Below are 11,705 nucleotides of genomic sequence, written 5' to 3' on the forward strand. Positions count from 1 at the left end.
AGAAATACACCGGTTTAAAGAATTACTGATCTGGTTTTGCGAATACTGATATTGATGATACTAACGGCCCACCGGCCTGTTGAGGAACCTGTAAAACGGAAAGGCTCATTGAAGCCGTATATTTTCTGGAGGTTCATCAGGCGCGGAACTCATCAAGGCGCGGGAATAAAATCCCATTCAGACGCCGGATAGATTCAAGCAAGCCAACTTGTCGTCAAAATCGGTGTTGCAAAAACGGGAGTGACCATAGATTCCGTTTTCTGAGACGACCCCTACACGCTCGTAAGCGGCCCTGACGGCCCGCATAACGCGGAGATACGCCCCGACTGCGGCTCTGCCTTGTCGGGACCACTCCGACCGCGCACAGAAGCACCTGAGTCGCTACAGGCGGGTATGGCTTATCAGGGCGAAGGGATGGATTGGTGGAAACTATCAACTCTGTAGCCGGCTTCGCCGGGTGACGGCGCCATTCAGTAGCAGAGACATCCTCAGCAACTGCTGGCGCCTCCATGCGCCTGCAGCGCATCACAAACCCACCATATTTATACTTTTAAATCATGAGATTATTGATCCTCAGGATGATTTAATGCGATATGCTCACCGGCGTGACCTGGTGAAAGCGTCACCACCTTCAGTAAACCGTTTCGTCCGGGCGGCCTTAAGCATCACCTGATTCTGGCTCGCCTGGTAAACCCGTATCGATGAACTGCAGAAAGGAGTTGCCTGTGGCAGATAATTCAGGAAGGAGAGGTTCTGTTGAAATACCCGAGATCGTCAGAGCACCGGCATGGCGCAGGGTTCTTGACTGGTCGCGTGAGGAGCTGCTGCACCGCCTTGGGCAGCCGGCAGGGCTTGAACGAGTAATAAAAACCGGCGTGCTGGTTCCCTGTTCCATAACACCACCTGCGGATACGTTCTGGACACGGTCAGTAACCGCCTGGGATACGTGGCTGGATCCTTCATCTTCTTATTTTGCCCGCCCCTATACGCTTGATTACCGTAAACCCGACGGCACAGGCCATCTTGAAGGGCATCTGATTACGATCCCGGAGGCTGAAAATCTTATTCAGGAAGAGACAATTCACGATTTTCAGTGTGACATCAGTTTACTGAGAGGGATGTCCAGTTCGAAATCAGAGAGCCATAACATCACCGATATTAACGATCTTGCGGTGCTGCGCAGTCCCGAACTGGCCGAACCCGTCACCCCGGAACATCTTCAGGAGAATATGTCTCATGGCGGGTTGCGCCTCGATCAGATGCGGTTTGCGGAGTATCCGTGGTCTGAACGCCGGTACTACTGGCACAATAACGACGGCTCCCATCATTTCAGCGCTGCCCGCTATCAGGCTGGTCGCCTGCAGCAGCCTGTTCCGCTGACAGGGGCGCTGCGCCGCTACAGTGTGAATGTGCAGATGGTGCCTGTATTGCGTAACAAATGGCAGATGTTTGTGATCCCGAAGGAAGAACTGTTCGGCAGTTTTTATGAATCAATGAAAGCCTTTGAAAGCCCGTTTGCCTGGTCAGCGTTACCTGAGAACATGCACGATCCGAGGACGAGTGGCACAGAGTTGTGCATCGTATGGCTGGAAAGGGATAATGCCAGAGCATGTTCCGCGGCAAACGTTCTGGCCAGATATGGATTCCCGGACTTCGGCGAGATGCTGACAGAACTTGCCAGATACGGGCAAAGGGATTCAGTGCTGGCCGGTTAGTTGTCGCTTTTTTGCTTCTTCCGCCAGGCTGAAAGTTCTGTACATCCCTTACGGCCATGGGTTTTCGCTAAATGGAACTAAATTATCCTAAGTTATTCTCAATGTAGGATAATTTCCGAATTCCGGGCGGACCCCAGTTAGCATATCGTCACGGAGTGCATGGCTCCTCTTAACAGAAGGTATATTCAGTGCAGCTTTTCCACGGAACCCGGCAGCGCTTTGACAGATTTGATGTCTCATTCTGGGGGACCGGTGAGGCCGGCAGTATCAACGCCTGCTGGTTTACCGATAACTTTAAAGGGGCTTGCAATCATGCCTTGTTAAAAAACAGGAACCCCGGAAATCCGTTGGTTTACCGGTGCACATTGAAGAAAGGCTGCGTTATCGCAAATCATCGCCAGCTGCTTTCTGAGCAACCTGATATTGCATCACGTCTCAGGACTGGTCTGCCCGTAAGTATCAGCAGCCAGCTAGGCAGGGGACTGGACTGGCACGCCCTGAATGAACCCCGGTATACATATTGCAAAGGAAGTCTGATTTACGAGGGAAACCGCCACGTAGAGCCCGCTGAACTAATCAGCCTGTATTTGTCATGTGGTATTCAGGGGGTGTATGACTGGGAGGGTATCTTTACAGACAGCTATCTGCACGGGACGACGACTGTAATATTCGATACGGATGTGCTCGATATTCAGGAAGTTGTTGAGGTGCAGTTCTGAACCTCAACCTTCGCGCAACGAGGCTTGCCGACGCTCATAGCGGTCAATGCCTGCCGCGAACGCTGGCCAAATGGCTGTGCTTTTTCCGGAGCATCGATGCTGTTCAGCCTACTTGTGCAGAACAGCACATGATTTAATTTTTGTCATCGCAATCTGTGGTCACGATCATTCGTGTTCTTAGCCAGTCCCGGGATGCAGCCTGGCATGAACCCTGGAAATAAATGACCAAACTTATGATTATAATTTGCTTTAATTATCAATGGCTTAGTTCGCGTAATCTGTCTTATGTTAAATTTAGTCCGTCGCTCATTTATTTTATACCCGACCGCAGACTACGATTAGTCATACACAGATATACTCTTTCATTTAGTTTAAAAAAACGCTCCCTATCAGGAGCGTAAGCCAGTAACTTCGGCGTCAAATGAGGGTCTAACAAGTGGAGCTGCGGGTTAATTCTGGGTGATCTGACTGCGATGTTTATCAGCCTGCTGCTGGTGAACAACGGAAGACTGACCATTATTCGCCTTCTCATGCACAACTGCGGCCTTCTCATGCTCGCTCATTTCAGAAAATGACTTTGCTGTTTCGTTGGTAGCTCCTGGTTTAGCTTTCATCATTTTTTTATGCATTTCAGCCATATCCTGGTGGGCAGCAGAATTGCTGTTTTGCATCATGTCATGGGACATTGCGGCCTGATCGTGACTGCTCATATCCATCATTGTCATGCTGTCTCCCTGAATTGCACTTTTTTCAGCAGATGACTGCATCTGGTGGGCAGGTGCCTGTGCATTATTTACCTGGTCATGCATGTTCATTGTCTCTGCAGCCATGGCAGATGAAGCGGCAGCCATAATGGCAACAAATGATACAAGGATCTTTTTCATGGTTGGGTCTCCGGTGTTTTCATACCCAAACAATCAACGGCTTATGACAGAGAAAGCATTTGATCTCAGGGCGGGTTATTCATCACTCCAGGAACCAGGTGATTGCGTTATCACCCTGCTCCTGATTTATGAATGATTATAAAAAACCGCATCTGTTTATCGCGTGACTGGATGATGACAATTTTGTCACCTTCCAGGTTTCTCCTGAATAACGGAGTTAATCCATTAACAGGCTCACTTTGAACACAATTTCCCGCCCCTGCTGTTCTGCTGACAGCTCGCCGCCGTGAGCATGAATGATTGACCTTGTAATTGATAATCCCAGCCCCGCGCCTTCCGTGTTGTGGACCCTTGATGAGTCTGCGCGATAGAACCGGTCAAACAAACGTTCAAGATTAGCGGGAACCGGGCCAGACATCGTATTCGTAATCATCACGTTCACACAGTCACCGTCATGCTCAAGGCGTATCGCTGTACAGGTGTTATCGGGAGAATACTTGATTGCATTCGAAAGCAGGTTACTGAAAGCACGTCGCAGCATATCGCTGTCTCCGGCAACAACGCCCTCTCCTTCAACCGTGATTGTCTTTCCTGTTTCGTCTGCCAGGGGCTCGAATAACTCACGTAATTCATTCAGTTCGGCGGCCAGATCCACATCATGTTTATCCAGCTGCAGCAGACCATGCTCTGAACGTGCCAGAAAAAGCATGTCACTGGTCATTCGTGACAACCTTTTCAGTTCTTCCAGGTTAGCGAATAAAATTTCGCGGTAATGCGAAACATCCCTTTCCTTAGCCAGTGCAAACTGCGTCTGCATCATCAGATTACTGACCGGTGTGCGCAGCTCATGCGCGATGTCAGACGAGAAATCTGACAGTTTCCGGAATGAACCCTCCAGGCGATCGAACATGTTATTGAATTCCTGCATGGTCTCAGAGATTTCCGGCGGAGCCAGATCGGGATTAAGACGCTGATCCAGGCTGTGTACGGTCATGGAGGAAGCCAGACTGGTCATTTCCCGTAACGGTTTCAGACCAATGCGTGTGGTCAGCCAGCCCAGAAAAACAGAAATAAAAACCAGACCGATATTGAACCAAAACAGCCAGGTACTGAGCTTATCCATAAATAGGGTGTGATACCCGGTATCCGTGGCAACCGTAACGATGAAATGTTTGCTTTTACCCTGTTCCGGCGTCACGGCAACCCGCCGCGAGATACTGCGGTATACGGTGTTATTTTCTTCCGTCTGGATCATATAGTCGAGAATATCCCCCGACTTATTTAGCAGGACCGCTGGAACAACAGAATTTTTGGCATACAGTTCCACCAGTTTTTCATTTTCCATATTTTTTATAGAAATGAATAAGCCATTGTGCCCCACCATCGCATCGTTTATTTTTTCTGATAATGACTTTATATCCGTTTTGTTCCTGAACGTCTCTGTTTTAAGAAACTCTTCGGTGAGCTGAAGTTTACCAGTCAGAAAATCGCGATCCTGATTATCGAAATAGCCATTAAGGGTGCTAATCAGGATAAAACTTGATAACCACCATACCGTAAGCATCACTGCAGAAAAAATCAGGCTCAGGCGTGTGGTCAGGGAAATTTTGAGCCTCACTCTTCTCTGATCTCCAGGACATATCCGGCACCGCGAACGGTATGGATCAGTTTTGGTTCAAAGTCATCATCAATTTTACTTCTCAGACGTCTCACGGCGACATCAATCACATTCGTATCACTGTCAAAGTTCATATTCCAGACCAGGGACGAGATAAGACTCCTGGGTAACACTTCTCCGGTGCGTTGCAACAGCAACTCAAGCAGAACGTATTCTTTACCGGTGAGATGGATCTTCTTCCCCGAACGGATCACGGTTCGGCGCACCATATCAACGGTCATATCGGCGATGGTGCAAACCGTTGCGGACTGCGAGCGTGCCCGCCGCAGTAAGGTTCTTACACGTGCAACCAGCTCCGTAAAATCGAAGGGCTTAATCAGGTAGTCATCTGCACCAAGCTCCAGTCCTTTCACTTTGTCCCGCACGTTGTCTTTTGCGGTTAAAAACAGGACCGGTTCTTCGTGCCCGGACTTCCTCAGTGCGCTGATGATTTGCCACCCGTCGAGGAAAGGCAGCATCACGTCCAGTATTATCAAATCATACTGTCCCTTCGACGCGGCCCCAAGACCATCGCGGCCATTATTAAAGAGATCGGCCTGATAGCCTTCCTCAACCAGTCCCTGCTGCAGGTAACGACCTGTTTTTTGTTCGTCTTCAACGATTAAAATACGCTGCATGGTCAACTCGCTGATATGAAAGTAAAAATCGCACGCGTGAGCGTTGGTTGTCCCTTAGCTGACCTGAGACGGAGCAAGCATTCCGAGCCACGCTACGGCACCCAGAATGATAATCGCAACAACGAATTCTGTCAGGATGCTGTTTCGCATCAGGGCAACGCTGCGATCATAATTCCCTTCCCTGACCATAACTTCAAGCCGGGGACCCAGGTGAAACCGGTTTGCTGCAGCCAGAAGAAGCATCAGAACAAACAGAGCCGTCTTAGCAAGCAATATTCCCCCCCAGGAGCTGTTGAATAAGGGGGTTAAGTTACCTTCAGCAATATACAGATAGTTGACCATCGCACTCAGGATCAGGGCTACAACAATCACCGTACCTGCCGTGGCAAATTTTGCCAGGGAGTCAGATATCACAATGACGCTCTGTGCATTGTGCGCGTTTCTGCGCATCAGCAGGATAGCAAATGCAACCAGAGCACCTGTCCAGGCACCTGCAGCGCCGAGATGAGTTAGATCGCTCAGTAAATGGAGATAGTAATGCAGACCGTCATGCATGACGGCGTGTCCTCCCCAGGCAAGTGTAGCCAGCGCCACGCCCCCACTCATCGTCATCAGCAGGCAGGACAATAGTCTCTTGTTAGTGTAAAGGAACAAAGCACCGAGAGTGGTAAACAGTGCACAGAGTCTGACAATCCAGCTAATACCTACATCAGTTTCTTCTATAACCATCTCGATAATATGGATGGATAATTCCCTGAGATCAGTAACTCCGCTCATGGCATTAGATACCAGGAGCATATTAATGCCAGTAAGAATGATGCCTGCAACAACAGCAAAGGTTATAAACGACCTGAAATTAGTCAGGTTATAGGTTTCATGTCTGACACCGCTTATTCCATATATCTGAAAAAATGGCAATCCAAATATTACCATCAAATCCAGATAAAGAAGAAAACGAATAACAATCATAATCAGGTCGTTCATAATATTACTTCACTGTAAAGGTGTAATTACCGGTAATAGGGTGCGTATCTGAAGAAACCGCGCGCCAGTCAACACGATAAGTGCCAGCGGGTAAAGGCTCTCGCGGAATAATGACCATCGATTTAGGGTCAGCGCCTGGCGCCACTTTTGCCGCGACCGGCATCGGAGAATGTGATGACATGCCTTTCATACCCGTCATCGTTAATTTTGCACCTGAGAATTTCACGGTCAGATTTTCCGAGAAATTAAGCTGAATCTTTTCCGGGGCCGCTACGGCTGAATCAGCCTGTGGCACAGAGCTTTTTAATTCCGGATGGGCCATAGCAGAGAAAGCAACGCCCATAACGAGGCCACCTGTAAGAATGGCTTTATTTAAAATCGACATTTTATTTACCTGTTTAGTTGAGTGTTTTATATCAGTGCGTTAAAACCAGATTCTGGCTCCCGCCAGGAATACTACCTGATGGTCTTTCTCACCTTCTCTTTTCGCCATATCGGATGTTTTCCCGTAAAGTTGATTCCAGGAAACGCCTATATAGGGTGCAAACTCACGGCGTATTTCATAGCGCAGCCGGAGCCCCAGCTCTGTGTCAGTCAGTCCCCTGCCGCGACCCCGCGATTCATCATCCTGACTGTAGAAATTCACCTCATAGGATGGCTGGAGTATGAGCCGGTTAGTCAGTAAAACGTCGTATTCTCCTCCCAGACGAAGGGCTGCTTTTCCGCCATTACTGACAAAACCCGTAATTTCAGACTCAAAATTATAGAGTGCCAGCCCCTGAAAACCGACAGCAGCCCAGGTCCGGGCAGAAGCAGGTCTGAAATCCTGCCTGACACCCGCAACCAAATCCCACCATGGGCCAACCGCATGTCCCCAGAGTAACTGCGCTTCAGCCGCCTCCGTTTCCCCATTGCTTCGTTCACCTTCACTCTTTAGCCAAATCCGATCTGTGTCGCCTCCAATCCAGCTGTTAACACTCCAGCTGAAATTGTTGGTGTTATCCGACCGTTGCCATTCCAGTTGATCCAGCAGAACCAGATAATTAATCGCACTGTCGTGAATCGCATGCCCCTGTAAATTGCCGAATGCAGCCTTCCGGTCGGCATCGGTAACAGGCGGAATTGGCGTTCTGCTCTCAGTTACAATGGGCTCCATTGACGTCATCTCAGTGAAATTCTCATCTGCTGGCATCTGCATGGCAGACATGTCGTGCCCGGCGTGGGGATCTGCAGAGACGGAGCCCGCCGCAATAGAAAGCTGTGAGGTAAACAAACCGGCGACCAGAACAGGTATGGCCTTCAAATTTCTCTTCATTCGCATCATTCCTCCACCCGGACTTCACGAAACATTCCCATTTCCATGTGATAGAGCAAATGGCAGTGATACGCCCAGCGGCCAAGCGCATCTGCTGTCACTCTGTAACTGCGTTTTGTACCAGGGGGAACATCTATTGTGTGTTTACGAACCATGAAATTACCGTTTTCATCTTCCAGATCGCTCCACATACCATGCAGGTGAATGGGGTGAGTCATCATGGTATCGTTGATCAGCGTGATCCTGAGCCGCTCACCGTATTTCAGCAGCACCGGTGCGGCATCTGAAAACTTGATTCCGTTAAATGACCAGGCAAACTTTTCCATGTGGCCGGTTAAATGCAGTTCTATGGTACGGCCAGGTTCACGTCCGTCAGGATCCTCAAAGCGGCTTTTCAAATCCGCGTACGTGAGAACCTTTCTTCCGTTATTTCGAAGACCAATACCCGGATCATTTAATTTCGGAGAGACGCTCATCGCCTGCATATCAACCAGTGGGTTATCCGTTTCTGACGCAGGATGACTTTGCATACCCGGCATTCCGGCCATCCGGGAATGATCCATACCGGCCATGCTGCTGTGATCCATGGGCGCGGAGGATGTCCCGCTATCCGGAAGGTCAGCACCGTCCATAGACATCATCTCTCCGCTGTTATCCATGCCTCCCATCTGGCTGTGGTCCATTCCTGCCATATCATGTCCCATTCCCCCCATACCCATATCTTCCATGGTCAACAGAGGACGGGGATCGAGGGGGGGAACGGCAGCACTTAACCCCTCTCTCGTGGCCAGTGTCCCTCGAGCGTAACCGGTCCTGTCCATGGATTGTGCGAAGATGGTATAGGCCTCACCCTGAGGCTCCACAATGACATCATAGGTTTCGGCAACGGCAATCCTGAATTCGTCAACGGTAACCGGGTTTACATACTGGCCATCTGCAGCCACGACCGTCATTTTCAGCCCGGGGATACGGATATCGAAATAGGTCATTGCCGAGCCGTTGATAAACCGTAAGCGTATCTTTTCACCGGGACGGAACAGTCCGGTCCAGTTTTTCAGCGGGGCCTGCCCGTTCATGAGATAGGTGTAGGTGTAGCCACTGACATCCGCGAGGTCAGTCGGATTCATTTTCATTTCAGCCCACATTTTCCGATCGGCAATGGTGGCTGACAGCCCCCTGGTATTCACGTCGCGGAAAAAAGAGCCAACGGTTGGTTTATTGAAATTGTAGTAATCCGACTGTTTTTTTAATTTTTTCAGCAGGCTGTGAGGATTTTCATCGGTCCAGTCAGACAACATGACCACATGCTCACGATCGTAAGCAAACGGTTCTGGCTCCCTGGCATCGATGATAATGGCACCGTATACCCCCTCCTGTTCCTGCAGACCGGAATGGCTGTGGTACCAGTAAGTCCCGTTCTGCTTAACCTTAAAGGTGTAAACGTAGGTATCATCAGGCTCTATGCCCATAAAACTCAGCCCCGGAACACCATCCATATTGGCCGGAAGAATAATGCCGTGCCAGTGAATGGACGTCTGTTCATTAAGACGGTTTTTGACCTTCAGGGTAATGGTGTCACCTTCTTTCCAGCGAAGAACGGGCCCCGGCAGGCCTCCATTGATTGTTTTGGCCTGACGCTCACTGCCCGTGATATTGACGGCCGTTTCACCAATGGTCAGGTCAAACTGAGTACCCTGCAGGGATGCGGCAACTGGCAGGCTCAGACTGGAACGCGCATTGAAACTCCATACGCCAAGACTTCCGGCTACGCCAGAGAGGGTTAACCCCTTCAGGAAAGTTCGTCGAGACGTTTTCAACAGCATGCGCATTCCCTTATTTAAAGTATGGTTACTGACAGAATTCGAGAACCGATTTAAATTAAATTACTGGTTCATCCACTTACAATGAAATGAATCTAGCACACCTTAAGAAACAAATTCATTACAATCGTGTAATGTACATAGCTGTATTACATTTACGTCATCTTCCCCACAGGTTGATTATTTTTATATATGATCATAAGGACATCTTTTATGTACCTCAGAAGGTAATTACACATGAATATATTAATCACGACCACTGCGTTTACAGCTTTATTTTGTGGGGCAGCTTTTGCTCAGTCCAGTGATATTGCCCATGAAGCACATCGATTTGTTAATAATGCCTCAGCCGTCAGTCATGTGAATTCCTCGACGCATGAAAACTTACCGGACAGGGTTAATAAAAACAACACGCCCTCATTCTCTGAAATGAATGAACATGAAAGGGCCATTGTTGCTCATTCATTTATGAACAACAGCGCGTCCTATGCGCATCAGAAAATGATTGAGGAACATAAAAAAATGCTGTCCGGCAGTGATGCAAATTCAAAGACCTCGTCTTCTTCTTCTTTTAACGAACTGAATGCCGGAGAAAAAGCCGCTCTCGTGCATGAGCAGGTCAATAATGCCGGTGCGGAAGCACATCAGACGCAGGCAAGAAAGCTTCGCGGGCTGTATTCGACCAGGTAACTGCAGGCGGGTTAGTGCTTAGCGTCAGGTGCGCAGCAGGGCTTTACTGACGGGTTACGTAGCAGGACATGAGCCCCATATTGCTCTGCCGTAACCTGTTTCAGTCCCGTTAATCATCACCGTCGGGCTGGTCATACAGTTCCCAGAGCTTCCGGAGCAAACGGGAAACAAGATATGTTACAAAAATGACGACCATCAACGGTGCTCCCGATTAACTGACAGATGACACGCCTCCTGAAAACCCCTAGCATACGCCGCAGTGTTCATGCTAACGGCGAATTCCAGTAAATGTATTCTACCGATGTCGTAAAAGAAAATGCCTACCTTTCAGCCACCCGCTCGGGGCTGGAATCGAACGAGATCGCTACTCTTCAGCGCTCCTTGCCTTCCCGGTTTAATCTGCGGCATTTGAAAAAAAATGAATCATTAAAACTCGTACTGCAAAAGAAAGCGGGAAAATCACGTGTCGTGGCCTATAAATTTACGTCCGGTTCATTTAATTACACGGCGTATCGTATATCAGATAAAAAGTTCTATAACCTTTCCGATACTTCCGGGAAAGGCAGTCTCGATTATCCGTTACCGGCCACAGCAAGACTCAGTTCGCCTTTCAATCCTGCAAGACTTAACCCGGTATCGGGAAAAGTGAGTCCCCATAATGGCATTGATTATTCCATGCCCATGAACACGAAAATAGTCAGCGTCATCGACGGAAAAATCACCCGGGCCGAATACAACAGTACCATGGGATATTTTGTTGAAGTAACGGGAAAAGCCGGTGTTAAAACTCGCTATCTCCACCTCAATAAAATACTCGTTACTAAAGGGGCCAGGGTTACCCGGGGAGACGCTATTGCGTTATCCGGTAACAGCGGACGTTCATCCGGTCCTCATCTGCATTACGAGCTGGTCATCAATAACAATCCTGTTAACTCACTGGCGTTCCGGACGGCGGCACCCGCTGATAACAAACTCGAACAGCATGCCTTTGCGCATGCCAGAGACTACGAACGATACCTGGACTGATAACGGGACCGCGACGCGGTCCCGTCTGCCGGATTAATTTTTTTTATCGTTTTCACTTCCGTGATGTTGATGATCTCCATGCCCCCCGTGACCGTGGAAAAGATGCATGAGCGGACAAAGCAGCAGTAACAGATATGGCCAGTAGCCTGCCACATGTGACCAGTGTTCGCGCAGGAGAGCAAATGCCGCAATCGCGGCGACAGCAATAAGCGCATAGGTTGTACTTTTCATACCGGACTCCTTCTGTTCGTAACAGC

General features: G+C 49.1%; 12 protein-coding genes and 1 pseudogene. 5 read left to right on the plus strand and 8 right to left on the minus strand.

The genetic code is table 11. The features are described 5' to 3' along the window. Positions 1-725: 725 nt before the first annotated feature. The 3 genes and pseudogenes from DVA44_RS26140 to DVA44_RS26320 all read left to right on the plus strand — a co-directional run. On the plus strand, positions 726-1,715 hold the full coding sequence (locus DVA44_RS26140) for a DUF6685 family protein (RefSeq protein ID WP_246843652.1): 990 nt from the start codon (positions 726-728) through the stop codon (positions 1,713-1,715). A 188-nt stretch (positions 1,716-1,903) separates the two neighbouring features. Beyond that, on the plus strand, positions 1,904-2,434 hold the full coding sequence (locus tag DVA44_RS25315) for a hypothetical protein (RefSeq protein ID WP_114388516.1): 531 nt from the start codon (positions 1,904-1,906) through the stop codon (positions 2,432-2,434). 119 nt (positions 2,435-2,553) lie between these two features. Continuing rightward, positions 2,554-2,655 (plus strand): annotated as a pseudogene (locus DVA44_RS26320) (type II toxin-antitoxin system RelE/ParE family toxin); the annotation flags it as partial. A 228-nt stretch (positions 2,656-2,883) separates the two neighbouring features. Here DVA44_RS26320 and pcoE read toward each other — a convergent pair. From pcoE to pcoA, 7 genes are all read right to left on the minus strand, one after another. Further along, positions 2,884-3,318, minus strand: coding sequence for a copper resistance system metallochaperone PcoE (pcoE, locus tag DVA44_RS25330; protein ID WP_114388517.1), 435 nt, complete (start codon positions 3,316-3,318; stop codon positions 2,884-2,886). 217 nt (positions 3,319-3,535) lie between these two features. Continuing rightward, the gene (pcoS, locus tag DVA44_RS25335; protein ID WP_114388518.1) at positions 3,536-4,936 is read right to left on the minus strand and encodes a copper resistance membrane spanning protein PcoS; all 1,401 of its coding nucleotides are present in this window, start codon (positions 4,934-4,936) and stop codon (positions 3,536-3,538) included. Beyond that, on the minus strand, positions 4,933-5,613 hold the full coding sequence (gene pcoR, locus DVA44_RS25340; protein WP_032662230.1) for a copper response regulator transcription factor PcoR: 681 nt from the start codon (positions 5,611-5,613) through the stop codon (positions 4,933-4,935). The genes pcoS and pcoR overlap by 4 nt, the downstream gene beginning before the upstream one ends. Before the next feature lie 54 nt (positions 5,614-5,667). Further along, positions 5,668-6,546 carry a copper resistance inner membrane protein PcoD gene (gene pcoD / locus DVA44_RS25345; RefSeq protein WP_312208584.1) on the minus strand — a complete coding sequence of 293 codons (879 nt, stop codon included), beginning with the start codon at positions 6,544-6,546 and terminating at the stop codon, positions 5,668-5,670. 55 nt (positions 6,547-6,601) lie between these two features. Continuing rightward, positions 6,602-6,982: a copper resistance system metallochaperone PcoC gene (pcoC, locus tag DVA44_RS25350; protein ID WP_000025662.1), complete on the minus strand. Its 381-nt coding sequence runs from the start codon at positions 6,980-6,982 to the stop codon at positions 6,602-6,604. Between the two features lie 39 nt (positions 6,983-7,021). Beyond that, positions 7,022-7,912: a copper resistance outer membrane transporter PcoB gene (gene pcoB, locus DVA44_RS25355; RefSeq protein WP_001378118.1), complete on the minus strand. Its 891-nt coding sequence runs from the start codon at positions 7,910-7,912 to the stop codon at positions 7,022-7,024. 5 nt (positions 7,913-7,917) lie between these two features. Further along, the gene (gene pcoA / locus DVA44_RS25360; protein ID WP_000925242.1) at positions 7,918-9,735 is read right to left on the minus strand and encodes a multicopper oxidase PcoA; all 1,818 of its coding nucleotides are present in this window, start codon (positions 9,733-9,735) and stop codon (positions 7,918-7,920) included. A gap of 234 nt (positions 9,736-9,969) precedes the next feature. On the opposite strand from pcoA, the gene DVA44_RS25365 reads away from it, so the two are divergent. Together DVA44_RS25365 and DVA44_RS25370 are read left to right on the plus strand one after the other, a co-directional pair. Next, the gene (locus DVA44_RS25365) at positions 9,970-10,422 is read left to right on the plus strand and encodes a copper resistance protein (protein ID WP_114388520.1); all 453 of its coding nucleotides are present in this window, start codon (positions 9,970-9,972) and stop codon (positions 10,420-10,422) included. Positions 10,423-10,710: 288 nt separating this feature from the next. Next, positions 10,711-11,448 carry a peptidoglycan DD-metalloendopeptidase family protein gene (locus DVA44_RS25370; RefSeq protein WP_004388332.1) on the plus strand — a complete coding sequence of 246 codons (738 nt, stop codon included), beginning with the start codon at positions 10,711-10,713 and terminating at the stop codon, positions 11,446-11,448. Between the two features lie 33 nt (positions 11,449-11,481). Here the strand turns inward: DVA44_RS25370 and DVA44_RS25375 are convergent, their stop codons facing one another. After that, entirely contained in the window at positions 11,482-11,679 is a 198-nt protein-coding gene (locus DVA44_RS25375) for a DUF2933 domain-containing protein (RefSeq protein WP_004388331.1), read from the minus strand. Between the last annotated feature and the right edge of the window lie 26 nt (positions 11,680-11,705).

Origin of the sequence: Leclercia sp. W17, assembly GCF_003336325.1 — a bacterium.
GTDB lineage: Bacteria > Pseudomonadota > Gammaproteobacteria > Enterobacterales > Enterobacteriaceae > Enterobacter.